Annotated in this window: 24 protein-coding genes; 15 read left to right on the top strand and 9 right to left on the bottom strand. The window is 66.7% G+C overall.

The window, feature by feature from the left end:
* Positions 1–52 precede the first annotated feature (52 nt).
* Positions 53–700 carry an amino acid ABC transporter permease gene (locus H5399_RS09310; protein WP_182782773.1) on the top strand — a complete coding sequence of 216 codons (648 nt, stop codon included), beginning with the start codon at positions 53–55 and terminating at the stop codon, positions 698–700.
* Entirely contained in the window at positions 697–1,632 is a 936-nt protein-coding gene (locus tag H5399_RS09305) for an amino acid ABC transporter permease (protein ID WP_182782772.1), read from the top strand. Before H5399_RS09310 ends, H5399_RS09305 begins: the two co-directional genes overlap by 4 nt.
* Positions 1,633–1,654: 22 nt before the next feature.
* On the opposite strand, the gene H5399_RS09300 is transcribed toward H5399_RS09305, so the two are convergent.
* Positions 1,655–2,329 carry a TrkA family potassium uptake protein gene (locus H5399_RS09300; protein ID WP_220489310.1) on the bottom strand — a complete coding sequence of 225 codons (675 nt, stop codon included), beginning with the start codon at positions 2,327–2,329 and terminating at the stop codon, positions 1,655–1,657.
* Entirely contained in the window at positions 2,322–3,665 is a 1,344-nt protein-coding gene (locus H5399_RS09295; RefSeq protein ID WP_182782771.1) for a TrkH family potassium uptake protein, read from the bottom strand. Before H5399_RS09295 ends, H5399_RS09300 begins: the two co-directional genes overlap by 8 nt.
* A gap of 110 nt (positions 3,666–3,775) precedes the next feature.
* On the opposite strand from H5399_RS09295, the gene H5399_RS09290 reads away from it, so the two are divergent.
* The 5 genes from H5399_RS09290 (at position 3,776) to H5399_RS18010 (ending at position 6,676) form a co-directional block, all read left to right on the top strand.
* The gene (locus tag H5399_RS09290; protein WP_182782770.1) at positions 3,776–3,979 is read left to right on the top strand and encodes a cold-shock protein; all 204 of its coding nucleotides are present in this window, start codon (positions 3,776–3,778) and stop codon (positions 3,977–3,979) included.
* Positions 3,980–4,187: 208 nt separating this feature from the next.
* Entirely contained in the window at positions 4,188–4,727 is a 540-nt protein-coding gene (locus tag H5399_RS09285; RefSeq protein ID WP_182782769.1) for an HdeD family acid-resistance protein, read from the top strand.
* A gap of 61 nt (positions 4,728–4,788) precedes the next feature.
* Entirely contained in the window at positions 4,789–4,995 is a 207-nt protein-coding gene (locus tag H5399_RS18020) for a hypothetical protein (protein ID WP_255422199.1), read from the top strand.
* A gap of 2 nt (positions 4,996–4,997) precedes the next feature.
* The gene (locus H5399_RS18015; RefSeq protein ID WP_370585730.1) at positions 4,998–5,852 is read left to right on the top strand and encodes an MBL fold metallo-hydrolase; all 855 of its coding nucleotides are present in this window, start codon (positions 4,998–5,000) and stop codon (positions 5,850–5,852) included.
* A complete protein-coding gene (locus H5399_RS18010) occupies positions 5,789–6,676 on the top strand; it encodes an alkyl sulfatase dimerization domain-containing protein (protein ID WP_255422198.1) in 888 nt (295 codons plus the stop codon). The genes H5399_RS18015 and H5399_RS18010 overlap by 64 nt, the downstream gene beginning before the upstream one ends.
* A 60-nt stretch (positions 6,677–6,736) precedes the next feature.
* On the opposite strand, the gene H5399_RS09275 is transcribed toward H5399_RS18010, so the two are convergent.
* Both H5399_RS09275 and H5399_RS09270 read right to left on the bottom strand, forming a co-directional pair.
* A complete protein-coding gene (locus H5399_RS09275) occupies positions 6,737–9,103 on the bottom strand; it encodes an ABC transporter permease (protein ID WP_182782768.1) in 2,367 nt (788 codons plus the stop codon).
* Positions 9,100–9,858, bottom strand: a complete 759-nt coding sequence (locus H5399_RS09270) for an ABC transporter ATP-binding protein (protein ID WP_182782767.1) — start codon at positions 9,856–9,858, stop codon at positions 9,100–9,102. Before H5399_RS09270 ends, H5399_RS09275 begins: the two co-directional genes overlap by 4 nt.
* 108 nt (positions 9,859–9,966) lie before the next feature.
* Here H5399_RS09270 and H5399_RS09265 point away from each other — a divergent pair, with 108 nt between their 5' ends.
* Together H5399_RS09265 and H5399_RS09260 are read left to right on the top strand one after the other, a co-directional pair.
* Positions 9,967–10,362 carry a hypothetical protein gene (locus H5399_RS09265; protein WP_182782766.1) on the top strand — a complete coding sequence of 132 codons (396 nt, stop codon included), beginning with the start codon at positions 9,967–9,969 and terminating at the stop codon, positions 10,360–10,362.
* 91 nt (positions 10,363–10,453) lie between these two features.
* Positions 10,454–11,725, top strand: coding sequence for an MFS transporter (locus tag H5399_RS09260; protein WP_220490935.1), 1,272 nt, complete (start codon positions 10,454–10,456; stop codon positions 11,723–11,725).
* Between the two features lie 36 nt (positions 11,726–11,761).
* On the opposite strand, the gene H5399_RS18535 is transcribed toward H5399_RS09260, so the two are convergent.
* On the bottom strand, positions 11,762–12,091 hold the full coding sequence (locus H5399_RS18535; RefSeq protein ID WP_182782764.1) for a thioredoxin family protein: 330 nt from the start codon (positions 12,089–12,091) through the stop codon (positions 11,762–11,764).
* A gap of 172 nt (positions 12,092–12,263) precedes the next feature.
* On the opposite strand from H5399_RS18535, the gene H5399_RS09250 reads away from it, so the two are divergent.
* Both H5399_RS09250 and H5399_RS09245 read left to right on the top strand, forming a co-directional pair.
* On the top strand, positions 12,264–13,361 hold the full coding sequence (locus tag H5399_RS09250; RefSeq protein WP_182782763.1) for a trypsin-like peptidase domain-containing protein: 1,098 nt from the start codon (positions 12,264–12,266) through the stop codon (positions 13,359–13,361).
* A 242-nt stretch (positions 13,362–13,603) separates the two neighbouring features.
* Positions 13,604–13,879, top strand: coding sequence for a hypothetical protein (locus tag H5399_RS09245; protein WP_182782762.1), 276 nt, complete (start codon positions 13,604–13,606; stop codon positions 13,877–13,879).
* 89 nt (positions 13,880–13,968) lie between these two features.
* Here the strand turns inward: H5399_RS09245 and H5399_RS09240 are convergent, their stop codons facing one another.
* Entirely contained in the window at positions 13,969–14,616 is a 648-nt protein-coding gene (locus H5399_RS09240; protein WP_182782761.1) for a hypothetical protein, read from the bottom strand.
* Between the two features lie 743 nt (positions 14,617–15,359).
* Here H5399_RS09240 and H5399_RS09235 point away from each other — a divergent pair.
* Together H5399_RS09235 and H5399_RS09230 are read left to right on the top strand one after the other, a co-directional pair.
* Positions 15,360–16,019: a DUF2278 family protein gene (locus tag H5399_RS09235; protein ID WP_182782760.1), complete on the top strand. Its 660-nt coding sequence runs from the start codon at positions 15,360–15,362 to the stop codon at positions 16,017–16,019.
* A 147-nt stretch (positions 16,020–16,166) separates the two neighbouring features.
* Positions 16,167–16,394 carry a hypothetical protein gene (locus H5399_RS09230; RefSeq protein WP_182782759.1) on the top strand — a complete coding sequence of 76 codons (228 nt, stop codon included), beginning with the start codon at positions 16,167–16,169 and terminating at the stop codon, positions 16,392–16,394.
* A 130-nt stretch (positions 16,395–16,524) separates the two neighbouring features.
* On the opposite strand, the gene H5399_RS09225 is transcribed toward H5399_RS09230, so the two are convergent.
* Together H5399_RS09225 and H5399_RS09220 are read right to left on the bottom strand one after the other, a co-directional pair.
* On the bottom strand, positions 16,525–17,079 hold the full coding sequence (locus H5399_RS09225) for a flavodoxin domain-containing protein (RefSeq protein ID WP_182782758.1): 555 nt from the start codon (positions 17,077–17,079) through the stop codon (positions 16,525–16,527).
* 25 nt (positions 17,080–17,104) lie between these two features.
* A complete protein-coding gene (locus tag H5399_RS09220; RefSeq protein WP_182782757.1) occupies positions 17,105–17,794 on the bottom strand; it encodes a hypothetical protein in 690 nt (229 codons plus the stop codon).
* Between the two features lie 155 nt (positions 17,795–17,949).
* On the opposite strand from H5399_RS09220, the gene H5399_RS09215 reads away from it, so the two are divergent.
* Positions 17,950–18,561: a protealysin inhibitor emfourin gene (locus tag H5399_RS09215; RefSeq protein ID WP_182782756.1), complete on the top strand. Its 612-nt coding sequence runs from the start codon at positions 17,950–17,952 to the stop codon at positions 18,559–18,561.
* A 2-nt stretch (positions 18,562–18,563) separates the two neighbouring features.
* Here H5399_RS09215 and H5399_RS09210 read toward each other — a convergent pair whose 3' ends face one another.
* Positions 18,564–18,983 carry a cyclophilin-like fold protein gene (locus H5399_RS09210; RefSeq protein ID WP_182782755.1) on the bottom strand — a complete coding sequence of 140 codons (420 nt, stop codon included), beginning with the start codon at positions 18,981–18,983 and terminating at the stop codon, positions 18,564–18,566.
* Positions 18,984–19,084: 101 nt separating this feature from the next.
* Between H5399_RS09210 and H5399_RS09205 the strand changes: the two genes are divergently transcribed.
* Positions 19,085–19,969 carry a helix-turn-helix transcriptional regulator gene (locus H5399_RS09205; RefSeq protein WP_182782754.1) on the top strand — a complete coding sequence of 295 codons (885 nt, stop codon included), beginning with the start codon at positions 19,085–19,087 and terminating at the stop codon, positions 19,967–19,969.
* Positions 19,970–20,035: the final 66 nt, after the last annotated feature.

Genomic DNA, 20,035 nt, shown 5'->3' with positions numbered 1-20,035 from the left:
TTCCACCGGGCCGGGCCGGCCGGGCCCGTCGTACTACAGAGAAGGGGAGCCCATGACGCAGCTCTGGTCACTCATGCCTGAGTTCTGGGAGGGACTCCGCGTCACACTCCTGCTGCTGGTGGTCTCGGGCGGGCTCGCGCTCGTCCTCGGCACCCTCATCACCGCGATGAGGATCTCGCCGGTCCCCGTCCTGCGCTGGTTCGCGGCCGCCTGGACCGAGGTGGCCCGCAACACTCCCCTGACCCTGGTGTTTCTCTTCACCGCGTTCGTCCTGCCGATGCTCGGCGTTCGGATTCCGTTCCTCCTCCTGGCCTTCGTGGCCCTCACCTACTACACCTCCCCGTTCGTGGCAGAGGCCCTGCGCTCGGGGATCAACGGCGTGCCTGTCGGACAGGCGGAAGCGGCCCGCAGCATCGGCCTCGGCTTCGGCCAGACGGTGTCGCTGGTTGTCCTGCCGCAGGCCTTCCGCATGACGATTCCTCCCCTCATCAACGTCTACATCGCCTTGACGAAGAACACGTCGGTTGCCGGCGGCTTCTTCGTGGTCGAGTTGTTCGCAACGACGCGCCAACTCGTCAACGACAACGGCAACATCGTCATCCCGATCCTCGTGCTGGCGGCGGCGCTCTACCTCGTGATCACGGTTCCGCTCGGCTTCGCGGCCGTACAACTCGAGAAGCGATGGGTGGTGTCGCGATGAGTGCCACCAGCGTCCTGTTCGACGCCCCCGGACCCCGCGCCCGCCGCGCCTCGCTCATCGGGTCGATCGTGTCGCTGGTGGTCATCGTCGCCGGCGCGGCCTGGATCATCGGCATCCTGGCGGCCCCGCGCCAGTCGGGCGGCATCACGCTGCCAGGGATGTTCGACGCCTCGCGATGGGACATCTTCGTCGATCCGCAGGTGTGGGACTTCATCGGCAACGGCGTCGTCGGCACTCTCCGGGCCGCGGGCGTCGCGGCGGTCGGTGCCGTCGCCCTCGGCGTGGTGTTCTCGCTGATGCGCAGTTCCCTCCTGCCGTGGGTGCGCATCCCGACCGCTGTGATGCTGGAGTTCTTCCGCGGCATGCCGGTGCTGCTGATGATGCTGTTCATCCTCCTGGTGGCCTCGACGGGCGCCTTCTGGGCCGTCGTCATCGCCCTCATCATCTACAACGGCACCCTGATCGGCGAGGCGCTGCGCGCCGGGCTCGCCGCCCTGCCCCGCGGACAGCGTGAGGCCGCCTTGAGCCTCGGCATGCGCGAGTTCCAGTCGAAGATCCTCGTGGAGTTCCCGCAGGCGTTCCGGCAGATGCTGCCGATCATCATCGCCCAGCTGGTGGTGCTCCTCAAGGACACGTCGCTCGGCTACATCGTCGGTTACAACGAGATCATTCGCAGCAACATGAACAACCTCGCGAGCTTCTTCGGGAACCGCTACCTGTTCTCGCTCTTCATCGTCACCCTGGTGATCTACCTCACGATCAACCTGCTGCTCTCCTGGTTCGCCCGGTGGTTGTCGTGGCGGACGGGCAGCGGGGGTCACCTCCCCAAGGCTGGCGGGGCCGACACAGGAACCGCCGATCCGACGTCGACGATCCGGCTCGCGCAGGCGAGCGCGATCGCCCGGCAGTCCGAGAGCTGGGAACGCCGCTGACCCGAACGAGCATGCGTTCCGGTCAGCGCAACCGGCAGAAGGCGTCGACGTGGTTGACCCGCCCGGAGACGATCAGCTCGTCACCGGCCTCGATCACCATCTCCGGCACCGCGTAGATGAAGTCCTGACCCGGACGCTTAGCGCCCACCACCGTGACCTTGTTGTTGGTGCGGACCAGCGTCTCGCGCAACGTCTTGTCCCAGGTCATTTTCGGTGCCCTCGTGCGGGCGATGGCGAAGCCGTCCTCGAACTCGAAGTAGTCGATCATGTACCCCGACACGGCGTGGGCGACGCGCCGTCCGGTGGATGCCTCGGAGTACACGACGTGGTGGGCGCCGATCCGCTCCAGGATCGCCCCGTGCTCGCGGGTGGCGGCGCGGGCCCAGATCTCCTGGACCCCCATCTCGGAGAGCGCAAGGACCGTCATGATGGACAGTTCCACCTTGCTCAGCCCCACCACCGCCTTGCGGATCTGATCAATGCCGATCTGCTGCAGCGCCTCGCGATCGGAGGGGTCCATCTCGATGACATGGGCGAAATCGTCTGCGTGACGCACCGCCTGGGTGTGATCGTCGGTGACCGCGATCAGAGGCACCCCCATTTCAGCCAGTGCCTTCGCGGTGGCGGTGCCGAACAAGCCCAGTCCGACGACGAGCACAGTGTCGTCCGTGATCCGACGATCACCCGATCTACCCAACAATTGGCTGCTCCTCTGGGAGGACGTAATGGCGGTGGCGGGTCCGCAGGGCCAGTGCGGCCGCAACCGACACCGTCCCGACCCGCCCCAGATACATCAACAGCATAAGGACCATCAGGGACTCCGGACGCAGGTGCGGGGTGATGCCGGTGGACACGCCGACTGTTCCGAAGGCCGAGATCGTCTCGAAGAGGACCTGCTGCAGCGTGAACTCGTCATCGACGACGATGAAGAGGGTGGCCAGGGCAACCACTCCGGCGCCGAGCATGACGACGGCGAGGGCCGCGCGCTGCACGGTCGCGGGGATGGCGCGATGACCGACCACCACCTGGTTCTCGCCGCGAAGCTCCGCGACGACGGTGGCAAGGATGATGCCGATGGTGCCGATCTTGATGCCACCCGCCGTGCCGGCCGATCCCCCGCCGACGAACATCAGCAGGTAGTAGAGACCAAGCGTCGTCTCGCTCGCCTGGCCGTAGTCGATGGAGTTGAACCCGGCCGTCCGCGGGAACACCGCACCGGCCAGCACGGCGAGCGCCCGGTCGTCCCACGGCATGGAGCCGATAGTGCGGGGGTTGTTCCACTCGGCGATCCCGAAAACCAGCGCCCCCAGCAGCAGGAGCGAGACCGTGCCCGCCACAGTGAGCCTCGTGTGGGTGCTCCACCCGAGGGCCCGGTTCCCACGGCGGAAAACCCGGCGCCCCACCTCGAGAAGCACCGGGAACCCGAGGCCTCCCACCACGACGGCGACACAGATCGGCACGATGATGGCGGGATCCCCCACGAAACTCATCAGGTTGTCGCTGTAGAGCGCGAAGCCGGCGTTGTTGAACGCCGAGATGGCGTGGAAGACGCCCTGCCAGGCAGCCGAGGCCCAGCTCTCGGTGTAGGGACGGAACGAGACGGTGAGCACCGCGGCGGTGACGGCCTCTGCCGCCAGCATCACGGCGGCAATCATCTTCGGGATGCGCAGAACCCCTCCGAACCCCGTGCGGAGTTCCTGACCGGCCAACAGTGACCCCTGCAGGGAGATCCGCCCAGTGGCGAGCAGCGTGAGCAGACTCGCCAGCGTAACGATGCCGAAGCCACCCACCTGGATGAGTGCCATGATGATGAACTGCCCGAAAGGGCTCCAGAAGGTGGCGGTGTCCACGGTGGTCAGCCCGGTGATGCAGATCGCCGACACGGCGGTGAACGAGGCGTGCAGGAGAGGCGCCGACTCCCCGGTGGTGGTGGCGGCCGGAAGCATGAGCAATCCGGTGCCGAGAACGATGGCCAAGAGGTACACGGACGGCACCACACGGGCCGGATGGCCCAGCCACCGAGTGAGCCGCATGGGCCGATCCTAGATCAGTCTGGGGCCGGAATGCCGACATCCTGGGCTCGATGGCCTAAGATCGTAGAACGACCACACAGTGTGGTCCAGAAATAAGAAGGAATGACGTTATGGCCACTGGCACCGTCAAATGGTTCAACTCCGACAAGGGCTACGGCTTCATCGCTCCCGATGACGGCACGGCCGATGTGTTTGCGCACTTCAGCGCGATCGCTGGTGCGGGACACCGCAACCTCGAGGAGAACCAGAAGGTTGAGTACGAGACCGAGCGCGGCCCGAAGGGCCTCCAAGCTGCGAACATCCGCCCCCTCTGAGTGAGGTGCCGGTAGGCATCTCCTAGGGCTTGAGCACCGCGACCCCCCATCTGGACACAGATGGGGGGTCGCGGCATGTCCGGGCAACTGCGCCGACGCCGTCAGCCTGCACGGTCCACTGACTCCTCATCCCGGTTCACCCGCAACGGGTGACCTCCCCGCCGTTGTACCTCCCGATACTGGTGTCACGAACAACAGAGGGAGTCCCATGACGTCAACCACAACAGCTTCGTCGAAGAGGACAGCCTGGGACGTCATTCTCGGCATCGTGCTGGTGCTGGGAGGGCTGTTCCTGCTAGGAAACGCTGTGTTCGCCACCGCGATCTCAGTGTTCGTCATCGGGTGGACCACCATGCTCTCGGGTGTCATCCTCCTCGCGGCATCGTTCTTCCGGATCAAGACCGGCGGCTTGTGGTCAGCCGTCCTGGGTGGTGCGATTCTGGCGGTGATCGGGCTGTTCATCCTCCGCAACCCGGTGGTGGGGGCCGTCGCTCTCACCCTCGGGGCGGGCGTGACCTTCTTCGTCAGCGGACTGACCCGCATGGCCTGGGCGTTCGGGGCGGAGAGCGGACGTCTGCTCCTGATCCTCAGCGGCCTGGTGTCCTTGGGGCTGGGGTTCTTCGTCCTCTTCAACCTCGGCGCCGCCACCCTCACGCTCCTCGGCACGCTGCTGGGCATCCAGACGCTCCTGGAGGGGCTCAGCCTCATGATGATCGGCAGGGTGCGACCCGAGAAACTGAAGGGCTGAATGTCTGCGCTGCACGGCGCCGACTGACTCAGCAACGTTTCCCACTCTCAAGGAGCTCTTCATGGATACCAGCAGCAAGCCCGCCACCGCCACCATCGCCACCAATCACGAACTTCTGACCCGGACTCTGCCGTTCGGGGACAGTCAGGACATCGACGACGCCCATCGGGGTTTCATCGCGGCCCTGAAACCGGGCGTCGTGCGTGCGACGGCCGCGTGGTGTGGGACATCGATTCGTACGGATTCCTCAAGGCCGAGGCCCCGCTGACCGTGAATCCCAGCCTGTGGCGCCAGTCCAACCTCCTGATCGAGCAGGGCTTGTTCGAGGTGGTGCCGGGCATCTACCAGGTGCGAGGGCTCGATCTCTCGGTGATGACGGTCGTTGAGGGCGACACGGGCATCATCGTCATCGATCCCCTCCTGACGGCGGAACCGGCACGCGCCGCGCTCGCCCTCTACCGCGAGCATCGCGGTGGGCGCCCCGTGACCGCTGTGATCTATACCCACAGCCACGCGGACCACTTCGGGGGCGTCCGCGGGGTGGTGGATGAGGCCGACGTCGATGCCGGGCTGGTGCAGATCATCGCCCCGTCTGGTTTCATGGCGCATGCCGTTGCTGAGAATGTGTTCGCCGGTACCGCCATGAACCGGCGTGCTGGCTACATGTACGGGGCTGCCCTGGACCGCGGCCCTCAGGGGCAGGTGGGGGCGGGCCTGGCGCAGACCACCTCGACGGGTGAGTTCACGCTGATCGCGCCCACGGTCGACGTGTCCACCACGGGCGAGGAGCTCACGGTCGACGGTGTCCGGATGGTGTTTCAGATGGCGCCTGGCACGGAGGCGCCCTCAGAGTTCCACTTCTTCTTCCCCGATCTGAGGGTCCTGTGCCTGGCCGAGAACGCCAGCCACACTCTGCACAACATTCTCACCATCCGCGGTGCACTGGTGCGTGATCCTCACGCGTGGGCGCAGTATCTGACCGAGGCGATCGACCTGTTCGGTGCCGATACCGATGTGATCTTCTCCTCCCACCATTGGCCCACCTGGGGCATGAGCGGTGCATGGAGTACCTGGGTCAGCAGCGGGACCTTTATGCCTATCTCCACGATCAGACGCTGCGGATGATGAACCAGGGCATGATCGGCATCGAGATCGCCGAGGTGATCCAGATGCCGCCTGCGCTGGAGAATGCGTGGCACGCCCGGGGTTGCTACGGGTCGGTCAGCCACAACCTCAAGGCGATCTATCAGCGCTACATGGGCTGGTACGACGGAAATCCGGTCAACCTGTGGAAGCATCCCCCGGTCGAGGCGGGCAAGAGGTACCTGGAGTTCATGGGCGGGGCGGACGCGGTCGTGGCCAAGGCCCGAGACTCGTTCGACGCCGGCGACTTCCGGTGGGTGGCCGAGGTGCTGGGCCACGTCGTGTTCGCCCAACCAGACCACAAGGACGCGAAGGAACTGCTGGCCGACACACTGGAGCAGCTCGGCTACGGGTCCGAGTGCGGTACATGGCGCTGCGCCTACCTGTCCGGCGCCCACGAACTCCGGCACGGGGCATTCGGGACACCGGTCTCCAGTGTGACACCCGATATCTTGGCTGCCCTGACGCCGACGCAGTTGTTCGACTCGTTGGCCATCCGGGTCAATGCCCCGCTGTGTTGGGATGATCGGTTGTCGTTTGACTTCGACATCACAGACGCCGGGGTTCGGCATCGGCTCACCCTGACCAATGGAGTCCTCACCCAGTCCACCGCACCCCAGCCGACCGAAGCTGACGTGTCACTGAGGCTCAGCAGAGCCGCACTGAACGGGCTCCTGACCGGACAACTCGCCCCCGAGGGATTCGCCGACGCGGGCGTGGACGTCACCGGCGACCCGGGGGTGCTGGGCCGCCTGATGTCGGCTCTGGATCAGCCTGACCCGGGCTTCAACATTGTTCTACCGTAGGGCGCACGTGGGGGCTCTGAATGCCGTGGACAGCGCTCCTCCGTGGTTCGGGGGCGCTGTTCATTGCGAGCGCTCGCGCACCGCGGTAGCGACATCCAGACGCCGAACCGCGCGTATCCCAGGCCGCAGCGAGACCGCCGTGACCAGAAGCATGGCCAGGATGGTGAGCGCCATGGTGGCCGGCCGGGCCTCCAGTTCGAACGAGAGCATGTCGGTGGAGTAGGTGGACATCAGCCAGGATGCTGCTGCGTGCGCGACGACGCCCCCTGGTATCACGCCGAACGCAGTCAGGATCATGTTCTCCGCCATGACGTAGGCGCCGATCCTGCGGTGCGAGACGCCGTTGGCGCGCATGGTGGCGAGTTCCCCTGTTCGCTCCGCCAGATTGACCGAGACGACGTTGTAGATCAGCGCCACCGCAAGCACGCCGCCGAAGGCCAACATCAGGCCCACAATCAGGTAGAAGAGCCCCAGGTACTGCTCGATCATCATCCACACCGCCCGGACGTCGGTGACGGCGGCCACAGCGGGCAGGTCGCGCACCTCATCCAGGGCCGCGTCGCGGTCGGCATCATCGTCCAGCACCAGGGCGATCACCGAGGTCCCCGGCCGCGTCATCGCCTCCCGCCACCCGCGGCCGCCGTCGGTGCCGAGCACTTCCTCCAGCATCTCCCGGGTCAGGTACACCGGGCTGCCCATCGGCTCCCGCACGGTGTCTTCGATCGTGGCGTCGAAAGTGACGCCGAGGGTCGGCAGCGACACCCGCAGCATGCCGCCCACCTCCGCACCGGTCTCACCCAGGACCGCTTCGCCGACGACGACACCCGTGGTCGGTCCCCTGCCGCTGGGCGTCACGAAGCCGTGGACCTCGGTCCCGGACACGTGCGCGAACAGGGTGGTTGAGTAGGTGTCGTCCGGCCCCTGAAGTGAGGCTTCGAGCACCACCACCGGCTCGGCGGTCCGGACGCCGGGCACCCCCGCGACTGCCGCCACCACCGCGTCGTCCACGGGCACGGACGTCACGACGTCGCCGTCGTGGCGGTTGATCTCGCTGAAGTGGCGGTCGAGGAGGATCGTGACAGTGTCGACCATGGCCCAAGTGGTGTAGACGAGAGTCATGGCCAGAACGATCGCCACCACCACCGATGAACTGCGGCGGGGGTTGCGACCGATGCCGCGCACCACCATCAGCCACTGCACAGGCAGCCCGGAAGATGGAGGGAAGACACGGTCGAGGAGGCTACGGCGCGTGGATGACGCGGGCGAGTCGCCCCGAAGCGCCTCGGCGGGCTCCAGGCGAACTGCCGCGCGCGCAGGGACCCAGGCAGACAGCAGACCCACAGCGACCCCGAAGGTGATGCCGCCGATCGGGGTGATCCACCGCAGCTCCCGGATCGTGTCCGGAATCCCCAGTTCTGCGGTATAGGCCGCCGTCATCGCCCACCCGGCGGGAATGCCGAGAGCGATCCCGAGCACCGCCCCCAGTGTCCCGAGCCAGAGCCCGTAGGACAGATAGTGCCAGAGCACAGTGCCCCGCGAGAATCCGTTCGCCCGGAGCGTGCCGATGACGCTGCGCTGCGAGTGCACCACCCGCGTCAGAAGCGTGTATGCGGCGAGTCCGGAGACGAGGAGGAACATGGCCGGGAAGAACACGGCCATCTGCTCGAACCCGGTGACGTCCAGGTTCAGCGCCTTGTTCGACGGCTGGTCCGCGCGGGTCACCACCGCCTCCGCACCGTCCTTGAGTGCTGTACTGCGGACGGCGTCATCGAGAGTGACTGTGTCTGCGTCGGGGTGGTAGAGCACCAGGAGCTGGGGCAGTATCTGGGTCTCGTCGATGGAGTCGAGGACATCGTCAGTCACGAACAGGACCCCGAAGCTTCCCGGAGCCTCGAAGAACTCCTGGGAGCTGCGCGCGGGCCACAGGTACTCGGCGGACACCGCCTCCCCGGACACCGCCACAGCGCTCCAGCCTGAGTTCGTCAACACCTCGACGGTGTCGCCCTGTCTCAGCCCAAAGTGCTCGGCCAGATGGGTCTCCACGATCCCGGCGGCGCTCTCACCGCCCGGGTGTTCGCCGGCAACGACGTCAAGCAGGTTGACGTCGTTGGTGAGGGAGACGATGCGGCCCAGGAGGACCGTGTCCCCCACCCGGAGTGGTACGTCGGCCTGGCGACGTCGCTCCACCGAGGCGACGCCGTCGATGGCCGCGAGCGCGTCGTTCAGCCCGGAGGTGCCGCCGGTGACGGTCAGGTCGGCGAAGGCGAGGCGGCGGTAGGTGCCGTTGTAGGAGGCCTCGAGGTTGCGGTAGGCGTCGTAGGTTGCGGCGAACATCATCACACCGAGCACGATCGTGGCCAGCACGGAGAGGAACTGGCCACGCTGCCGGGCGATGTCCCGGCGGCGTTTGAGGCGAAGGCTCTTCACCACCGGAGGTCCTCGGGTGCGACCGGCGTCGCATTCGGCTCATCACTGACCAGGCGACCGTCTCTGAGGCGGAGGACACGATCCGCCATGCGGGCGATCTCGGAGTTGTGGGTCACGAGCAGGACTGTGCAGCCCCGATCGGTGGTGTCGCGCAGCACCCGGAGGATGTGTGTGCCGGTGTCGATGTCGAGGGCGCCCGTCGGCTCGTCGCAGAGGAGGAGCGGCACGTCCTTCACCAGGGCGCGCGCGATGGAGACCCGTTGCTGCTCGCCGCCGGAGAGTTGGCCGGGGAAGTGGTCCGTGCGGTCCCCCAGACCCACCTGGTCGAGGGCCCGGCGGGCGCGCTCGCCCGCCTGGGCACCGGTGATCTCTGCGAGGAGTGAGACGTTCTCGAGTGCGGTGAGCGTGGGGACCAGGTTGAAGAACTGGAAGACGAAGCCGATGGTGGAGAGTCGGTAGCGCGTGCGCTCGTCCTCGTTCATGTCGGACAGCGAAGTGGCCATCACCTCCAGCGAACCGGCGGTCGGCGCATCTAAGGCTCCGATGACGTTGAGCATCGTTGTCTTGCCCGAACCGCTCGGCCCCAGCAGCACCACGAACTCACCGCGGGGGATCTCGAACGTCACGTCCTCGAGCGCGTTGACCGCGGTGGCGAAGGTGCCGTACGTCCTGCGGAGGTTCGAGGCACGGATGGCGCTGATGACAGGTGCGTCCGAGGTCGCGGCCGTAGCCACGTGCTTCCCGAGGTGGCTCATGCAGCCACCATCAACCCGCAGCATGAACCGGGCGGCCCGCAGGGGCTCACCTCCACTTTTCGAGGTCAGTGCCTTTCATCCCGGGGTCCCCTGAGGCGATACTGGATCATGCGGGAACGCACGCACGACGACTCCTTCGACGACCTGTTCGACGATGACCTGCACGCTGCGCTGGATGCGACGGCGGCTGAGCATCGTGCGTCCTTGACACGACATCTGGTGGCTGACCTCTCACGGGTGCAGAACCGTGGCACCCCCTTGCGCGGAGCGGAGGGCTACGGCTCCGACGGTGTGGTCCGGCTCCGATTCGCAGATGGTACAACGGTGCTGGCCAGGGGCGACGGCAAGGGCGGTCTCGGCTTCGCTGCGGTGGCGGTCATCCGCGGTTCGGCCGTTCTGTTGACCGGTGTGCATGACGACGGCCTCACCGTTCACGCCGTGTTGGCGTGGGACCGGCGCCATCATGTGCGAATCGAGATCATCGGGAGCGATCAGCCCGACTGACACGGTGCCATGGCCGCGGCTGCTGCCGGCATCGGTGGACAGCGCTCACAAACCCAGGTTGACTTGGGCAGTGCTACGCGGACGCAACCCCATGATCATCACCCTCCTTGGGCTCCGCGGCAACGGCCGCGCGTCGGTCTACACCGAGCCCCTGTGGGGGCTCTCGATGATGCTGGTGTTGCCGTATGCGTCGGTGTTCATGCTGGCGTTGGGAGTGCGCGACGCGCAGATCGGGCTGCTCGCCACCATCTCGATGCTGTCCCAGGTGGTCTTCGGGCTGCTCAGCGGTGTCATCACCGACAAGCTCGGCCGACGGATGACCACCGCGGTCTTCGACATCATCGCCTGGGCCATCCCCTGCCTGATCTGGGCTTTCGCGCAGAACTTCTGGTGGTTCCTTGTCGCATCCGTCATCAACGGCGCGTGGCAGGTCACGCAGAACTCGTGGGACTGCCTGCTGGTGGAGGATGTCGACCGCGCCGAGATCCCGAAGGTCTACTCGCTCATCAAGGTCGCGGCGGAGTTCTCCGCGCTGTTCGCGCCCATCGCAGCCGTCCTGGTCTCGGGCCTGGGTCTCGAACTCGCGGTGCGGATCCTGTACCTCAACGCCTTCTTCATCATGTCGATCAAGATCTGGCTCCTGTACCGCTACACGACGGAGACCGCGACGGGAGTTGTGCGGATGGAGCAGACGCGCGGCGTGAGCATCTGGAAGTCCCTGTCGGAGTATCGCGGCGTACTCGGGCTCATCCTTCGATCAAAGGGCACGATGTTCTCGCTCAGCATCGCTGCGATCGTGGGCGCCGTCACGCTGGTCAATGCCACGTTCTGGCAGGTGGTGATCAATCAGCGTCTGGGCGTTCCCGACGCGCTGCTGCCGTTCTTCCCGATGGTGCGGTCGCTGCTGTCCGTGCTGTTCTTCTTCACGCTCATCCCACTGCTCACCCACTCCAAGCACTTGAAGGCGCCGACGCTGATCGGATTCGGCGTCTACTTCGCCGGCCAGGCGCTCCTGGTGGGCATCCCCTCCCCCGACGGCGCGGCCAGCGTCTCAACCTATGCGCTGCTCGGCCTCTGCCTGATCCTCGATGCGTTCGGAGGTGGGATCCTGTTCATGCTGGCGGAATCGTTGGTGGCGCTGCACGTGGACCAGGCTGAGCGGTCCCGGGTGATGGCCATCCAGCGCACCTGCGTGATGCTGGTCACCGCCCCGTTCGGCTGGATTAGCGGGTGGCTGTCGAGCATGGATCGCAGCTGGCCCTTCGTTCTGACGTCGGCGCTGCTGGTGCTCGGCCTGCTCATCGCCGGCCTCTTCTGGGTGACGACGCACGACGATCTACACGAAGCCCCTCAACCCGCCTGAGCCCGGCCAATTACACCGCTCATTGGCCCCCTGAGGCTAAGTGCGCCCTCCAGTGAGTTCGTCGACGGCTGACTGAACGGCTTGGCGACTCTCTGGCCTGACCACGCGCGCCACCTCCTTGCCGTCCCGGAGAAAGATCAGGGTGGGCCACAGCTTGACATGGTACGAACGGCCCAGGGGCCGACCTCTGCCGTCCTCCGCCTTGATCCGTCGGACCTGCGGTACCGCTGCGAGGATTAGTTCGATCACCCGCTCAGCCGCTCGACAGTAGCCACACCAGTTGGTGCCGAACTGGAGCACGGTCAACCCGTCCATCTGGTCGATCTCGGCTCGCGTGGGCTGTGTGGTGCTGTATCCCAGAGTCATCGCTCAAGCGTAGGCGCGATCCCGGGAAGCCGGTCCTGGTCAGGGCCGTCCTGGGGTGATCGGCGTCGCCCAGTCGACCATGTGGGCCCGAGGATCCGGCCTGATATCGTCACCGCCAGCACTTCCTCCGGAGCTGGCCGTTTGAACCACGAACTCGCGAAAGAAGACCAGCGTGTCGAACCTTGCCGAACCCGACCGGGAGACAGCCCAGCGAGGCTGGTGGCTGCAGCGCGCAGTGCTTAACCGGGCGCAACTCATCGGACTCGCCGCTCTCGTCGCGGTGGCTGGGGGTGCTGTCGGAGCGGGCGTGGCCGTCCAAATCTCCCCAACCTCGGGATCTTGCGACGTCGTCCGGGTGGCTTCCACCGCGCTGCCCTCTGTGGTGACGGTCTTCGTCGAAGGCCAGGGCGGTGCAGGCTCAGGTAGTGGCGCGATCATCAGCGCCGACGGACTCATCCTCACCAACGACCACGTGATCGCCGCGGCTGCTACCGCCGGCACCATCGAGGTCCTCCTCGACAGCGGAGCACGTCACCCTGCGGAGCTGATCGGAACCGATCCGGTGACGGACGTCGCCGTTCTCCAGATCGAAGGCGACAACCTGCCGACGCTCCGCCTCGCGCCACGCGCGGACCTCAGCGTCGGTCAACCTGTCGTCGCGCTGGGCGCGCCACTCGGACTCTCGGGGACGGTGACCAGCGGAATCGTCAGCGCGATCGGACGGAATGTGCCCGCACCGAAGGCAGCCGGGGGCTCCACCGTGTTGGTGGGGTCGATCCAGACCGACGCGTCGATCAACCCCGGGAACTCCGGAGGTCCGTTGGTGACCTGTGAGGGGGATCTGGTCGGCGTGAACACCGCGATCGCGACGGCCCCGAACGTCGACGTGGTGGCCGGAGGCGGCAGCGTGGGCATCGGGTTCGCCGTGCCTGCGAGTATCGCCCAGCGGATCGTCGACCAGATGGTGGCCGACGGCCGCGCGACCCACCCGTGGATTGGCGCGCAGACCGCGGAGATCACCCAGGAGTCCGCGGATCGCTTCGGCACCCAGGCGGGCCTGTTCGTTCAGGCGATCGCCCCAGACGGACCCGCCGCGAGGGCTGGCCTCAGACCCGGCGATGTGATCACCGAGATCGACGGGGGTCCTGCCACAAGCTTCTCGGTTGCCTGGCTTCTGGCCACAGCGCGGGTCGGCGATGAGGTTCCGGTGGTCTACCTGCGCGACGAGTCGCCGCATCAGGCCACGATCACGCTCACCGAGCAGCCCTGATCCAAGTTAGCCGGGACGTTGTTGAGGCTGCCTGCGCCCTCGGATCCCTGGCGACAGGGTCCAGGCATGACCGACCGGGCTGCTGCACCCCATCGTGGATCGCACGAGGAGTAGGCCCGTGCCAGCCGCCTCGTTGACTGCGACCCGTCCACCGCGCGGCACGGCGGTCCGTGCCCTGGTACGGCTCTTCCCCGTGCGTACGTTCTTCGTCCCGGGCTACTACTCCGCGGGGGCCAGGACTGGTGAGCGTAGCAGCCAGCTTCCTCGTCTTCACCGGGGTCGGGATGGTCGGGCAGTCACTGATCCTGACCTGGCTGTTCATCCAGACCCGCGGCAGCGTCCTTCTCGCGGTGCTGGCACACGCCTCGCTGAACGTCGGCACAGGGTTCTTTGTGACACCAGGATTCGCCGCTTCGATGGCCGTCTGGGTGTCCTTCGGCGTCGTCGGGATGGTCGTGACGTTGGCTGCCCGGGCGGCGCTGTCCAATCGCCCGCCCACCACATCGTCGGCTACGTGAGGCCTGAGGCTGGGCCGACGCGCCGTGCCACGAAGCGCTGGTCGACGCCCCTGGGCGGTCATCATCATCTCGGCCGCCCTGGAGTTCCGTCAGTGACGCCCACCCATGGGTCCCGGGGGTACGGGGAGGTCCAGCTGAACCCATATGGGTGCGTCGGGATCACCCTCATAAGGCGGCTGAACGGTGTACCCATGCTGCCGGTAGGGCAGGTCAGGGTGCAGGAAGGCGCTGGTGTCCAGGGTGAGCCGTTCACAACCACGGTCCATCGCCACAGCCTCGAGCAGGTCCAGCAGTTGGCCTCCCATGGCCAACCCTCCCGAACCGCGGGGCACCAGACTCAGCCGCGTGGCCTGCGCCACCGACCCTGACACGGAAATCACCGCCCCACAGACCGGATGCTCCTCCTCGATCACCATCGCCACGACATCCGAAGGCCTTGCCGTCCACCCTGACCGCCAAGCCGGGTAGTCCAGGGCCATCCGCCCCAACAGCTCGCTGACCGCCGGGTCGGCTCCCGTCGCCAGAACCGCCCCGAATCGTGCCCGGGTCACCTCGATCTGCGCTACCCGCCCACCGCGTTCGGACACGTCATAGGCCGGCGACGCTCCCGCGACCAGGACGGGCAGAGGGCCAGACGGCCTGCCGGTGAGCTGGGGCCGCACCTCCCAGCACCCGACGAGGAGAGGTGCGACCGTGATCCGCCGCTGGTACGGGTCGGGCACTTCGTCGCCGCCCACGAGGATCTCCCACCGCCTCTGATGGACATCACCAGACACCGCGACCGGCCGTGGAACGCCCCAGGTTTCGCACAGCGACCGGGCATCGACACCCCCGCCAAGGGCCAGAAGATACGAGGGATCGGCGACACCAGGGGGTGGCACCCACCCACACGTGATCGAGCCCCGCATTAGTGACGATCCCGCTCGCCGCGGGCCACGACGTCGCAGCGACCAGGTCGCCAGCACTCACTGCGCCCCGCAACCTGGCCCGCAACCCGGCCAACATCGTCAGGAGAGGATCCGCGCCCATCGCAGCAGGCTAACCCCATCCACTCCATTTCGGGATCGCCGTGGAGCCGTCGCCTTGGATGGCCTTCGATACCAACCGGTGGGCCTGCCGCGCCTTGCGTTGTCGCCGGGAGCGATCAATCGGAGCCTGGTCGCAGGAGGCCGGACTCATACGCCACGACCACCGCCTGCACTTGTCCCTGACGCGCAGCTTCGCCACCATGCGGGCCGAGTGGGCCTTCGCTCCGCGCTGCCGCAGGCCATTCGGCAGCCCGTATCACCGGGGTCGATGGCGCCTCCTGAAGGTAACAGCGGCCGGACCTACCGGCCACTTCACCAGGGAGATACCCATGGGTGCCCAGTCCACGACCAGGAGATTGACCGCCTCGGCAACCGCCCAGAGCAGGTGGCGGCCTCGAGAGGGCACCCACTCAGCAGGGCCTGGTGCGTCGACGTTCTGAGGAGGAGCAGACATGCCCTTGAGCAGCGGCTACGGATTGGTGATCGGGACCAAGCACGACTATTTCCGTGACCCGCCCGACAACTTCGGGCGCTACTACCACGGAAACCTCGTCGTACACACGCCGTTGGGCAACTACAAATGCGCGATCGACGTCGACCCCAAGAACATGCCTGACGGCATCCAATGGCGCAAAGTCAAGATTCGCACCACCGACTTCGCCGGCATCAAGGGCCTCCCCGACGGATGGCACAGCCTCACGTCGACCCCCACGTCCGGGGCGCTGGACTACTTCCGATCGGGGTCGCTGCATCCACCCCTTCTGGTCCGCACCGTACGCTTCGCCGGTTTCCTGTTCCGTCTCCTCTCCTGGCTGCGCTGGAACCCGCGATGGAACAGCGGCACCGGAATCCAGGCGCTCACCGATCTGGAGACGATCATCAACCAGGCCGTCCGCTGCTACGTGTTTGGCGAACCGTTCACCAGCGGTTTGGGCGTCCACAACATCCACCAGAACCAGGGCGACCCCATCGGCAGCGGCCACGACCTCGAGAACGGAATCTGGCAGGACGGCGCCACCATCGTCGAGACCAGCGCCGGGGAGCTCTGGGCCTTCCTCAACAAGTTCAAGACCCAGTCCTTCAAGACCGACTCCCTTGGCCGCCCACTCTGAGCCGCTGCGACCTCACGACCGCGTGGTCCTCGACCTCTCGGGCCACGCCGAGACACGGTGCGCGCCCCGGCGCTCAGCCGCGAGGATCGGGAGCTGCTGGCCGAAACAGCTGGACCCTCAACGCTCAGCTACGCATCATCGGCTGGCATGTCCCGGTGCATGTGGGTGCACGTGAGCTGGGTGGACCAGGAGTGCGCCGTCATCCAGAAAGCGCCCGCCACGCAGGCGCTGATCCTGCCATTGGGGGCCCTTCCCGATGGCGACCACCGGCTGGAGATGTCCATCGCGCGACCCTGGTTCGACACCCTTGACGCGATCGGGCCGGGGAACGCCTACCTTGACGACTCAACCATCGAGTTCACGTTTCCTGGGTGACAGCCCAACTCTCCACAGACCACGCCATCAGCGATCAGTTGGGCTGAGCGGCTAACGGGCGGTGGCCGCCCCTCCGGGCCAGCCACACCGGCGAGGGTTCTTTAGTATGGTCGCGCCAGCGGCCGCGCGCTCACGATGCAGTTGGGGGGTGGTCCCCGCTGCGAAGCTCCTCCGCGATCTCCTTGGCCCACGACTCGATGTCGTCCCAGTCGCGGAAGTCGCCCGCAGGCAGCAGGTCCTGTGCGGCAGGCATGGCGCGGGTGACCCGTTCCCCGAAGCCGATCGGCTTGTGGGTGGGGTCGAACGCGCCGAAGAACACCCGTTCCCCGCGTGGCGACAGCGATTGGGTGAGTTCGTCGAACTCCCGCGGGCGGGCGACTGCCAGCGCGTCGTTGCCTTCGGCGTCCACGGGCTCGGTGCCGAGGGGTCCGCTACTGAACAACCACACGGACCGTGTGGACAGCGCCGCGCGGTGCCGGTGCGCGTACTGCAGCGCCGGCTTGAGCCAGTGGAACATGTACGCGGCGCCGCCGAGGACGACTGCGTCGTAGTTCTCGGGCGGATCGGCGGACTCGACCGGCACCGCCTGCGCTGAGAGGCCCTCCTGCGTGAGCACCTCGGCTATCCGCTCGGCGATCCCAGCCGTTGATCCGTGTCGGGTCGCATAGGCCACGAGTACCTTCATCCTCTTGCCCTCCCCCTGCGTGGTTTCAATGCTCCACGGTGCGGGCGCGCAACTCGTGGCTGTCTACGGACAGCACCTGCAGGGTGAACGCACGGCCGTCCACAAGCTGGACCGCTAGCCCCTCCGGCGTCGGCTGCCAACGCCCGGACACTGGAACCGGACCGTCCGTCTGGGAGTCGTGGACGGCGACGAATGTGCCATCGTCCTCGACCGAGAACCCTGCCACCGACCGCGACAACGGAGCTCCCTCCCGCGGGATGTAGACGCCGACACCGTCGTCGTCCATGCGAATCGGGCCACGCCAGCTCTGGAACAGGGCGGCCGGTACGTCCGCGTTCCCTACTCGGTAGAAGAACGCGTGACCGAAGCGCGACGACCGGACAGCGTGGAACGGGAAGGTGACCGTCGCGCCGCCGAACTCATCCTCGACCTCGAGGTAGTGGACATCCGCGGTCCCTCCGCGAATTCCGCGGTTGTAGAGCCGGATCTCCTCGATGGTGACAGTGGCTCCCCCGCGCCGTTGACCCAGCGCGACGACGGTTACCACCTCCGTGTCCCAGTCGACAGGCTGACCAGTCGGCGGTTCGCCCTGGAAGAAGTCGGCGAAGGACGGTTGGTCGCGGAGCACTGCGGCGACGGCCTCCTCGGGCCCGTTGTCGCCCTGGGCCACGCTCGTGAACTCGAGTGGCTCAGTGTCCGCGGTCGGGATGTCCATGGTTTCTCCTTCTCCGTGGGGTCGAGGATGCCGCCCACAGTAGCCGGGAGTGCCCCGGCGTGACAGTGGCCTTAAGTCCCTTTCCTCCTTGGAGGGGAATCATTAGAGTCACCACACAACCCGGAAGCATCGCAACCCCACCCAAGGAGCGCACCATGACCGCCGTTGACCACCCGGCCCTTTCCGCCCTGTCAGCCGCACTCAACGACGCCGCAGACCTGCTGCGGGTCCCCGTCGAGGGCGTGGCGCTGGAACGCATGGAGGCACGGGAGTGGCCCGACTCGTGCCTGGGCGTCCCTGCAGACGACGACGCATGCGCAGACGTGATCACGCCGGGATACCTCATCCAGTTGAGCGACGGCTTCACCTACCACGCCGACCAACGGGGCAACGTACGCCGGGCCCTGGAGCAGGTCCCGCACCCGGACACCGAGATCAGGCTGCGCTACTCGATCTCGGGAGGGATCGCCGGAGGTTCCACCTTCTACGAAACCGACAGCTACCAACTCTCGGACGCAGAGGAGGATGAGCTACGGCGCCTGATCACCGAGGCCGACTTCTTCAACGTCGCCAACGTCCTGCCGGAGTCACCCGTCAACGACGGGATCACGATGCGGCTCTGGATCGCGGTCGGCAGGCGCAACCATGAGGTGATCCGTGGCGACGGCATCGACGCTGAAGACACAGAGGCCCTCCTCGCGTTGGTCGAGTGGGCGGCCGCCCGGACTCCAGCGCGCTTCCCTGGCCTCACCGACGACCTGGGCTGAGCTCATGACACGGTGGGGGTCACTGTGGAGACGAGCGCGACCTCACAGTCCAGGACGCAGTTCGACAGGTCCCCGAGTCCGCTGTCCACGCGGCCGACTCTCACCAGGTCGGCGGCCGCCTCCCCCGCGCCGGCGGTGAGGAACACCACCAGCGACCGCTCAACCGGGGAGTAACCGACGTCGCCGGGCTCATAGTTGGTCATCGGATCGCCCGCGACGTTGAGCGCATCCGGCAGCTGGGCGACCTGCGCGGTACCCATGCGGTCACTGAAAGACAAGGTGTCCGGAAGCTGGGCGACCATCGCCGGCGTCGTGTTCAGCGAGAGGTCGAGGGTCATCTCAGACCCTCCCGCCGTGGAGCAGGCGGACACGGTCGCGGCGACGGCGGTGAGGGCGAAGGCAGTCAGGAATCGAAGCGTCATAGGACCAGTGAATCCGCGCAGGCAGGGGTTGGGGAGTCCCGGGTGTGACGTGCCCTGGCAGGGTATCCCGCCAGCATCCCCCTCCGACGTAGCCTGAATCCATGGACAACCGCTCCGAGGTTCGTGAGTTCCTGATGTCGCGCCGAGCGCGCGTGGAACCCGAAATGGTCGGACTCCCCCGCGTGGGCGACCGCCGCGTCTCCGGACTGCGCCGCAGCGAGGCAGCCACCCTGGCCGGCGTCAGCGTCGAGTACTACGCCCGCCTCGAACGGGGCGCCATCGCCGGAGCCTCCTCAGCCGTCCTCGACGGCCTCGCGAAAGCACTGCTGATGGACGACGCCGAACGCGAACACCTCCACCGCCTCGCCCGCCAAGCCGACAACACCACCCCCACACCACGCCGCCGCGGCCGAACCCCGAAAACCTGGCGGCCATCGTCAAGTATCCAGTGGGTCCTGGACTCAATGTCCTCCGCCGTGGCCATGATCGGCAACGGCCGCACCGACCTGCTAGCCTGGAACACCCTCGGCGGAGCCCTCATGGACCAGATGATCACCAACGCCACAGAGCAGCCACCCAACTTCGCCCGCTACACCTTCCTCGACCCCGCATCACATGACTTCTACCCAGACTGGGACGCCTCCGCAGCAATGAACGTGGCAATGCTGCGCACCGAAGCCGGCCGCGACCCCCACGACAAGCAACTCCACGACCTCGTCGGCGAACTGTCCACCAGAAGCGAGCACTTCCGCACCCTGTGGAGCCACCACGACGTCTGGCAACACGACTCCGGCGTCAAGCAGTACCGCCACCACACCGTCGGAGAGATGACCCTCCACTACGACGGCCTCGACCTCGTCGGCCACCCCAGCGCTCAACTCACCGTCCTCACCGCCGAACCCGGCACCCGCGACGCCGAAACCCTGCGCCTCCTCGGCTCCTGGGCCTCGTCGATGACAGTCCCGGCTCATCCGCCCTTGAGCTGACTCGCGACAGTCGGGTCTCTCACGCGAGGCTTGGATGCTATGCCCCAGACCTTGTGAGTGACCCCG

Source organism: Tessaracoccus sp. MC1627 (genome assembly GCF_014164725.1).
Classification (GTDB): Bacteria; Actinomycetota; Actinomycetes; order Propionibacteriales; family Propionibacteriaceae; genus Arachnia.
This window is presented reverse-complemented; position numbering and strand designations above follow the sequence as displayed.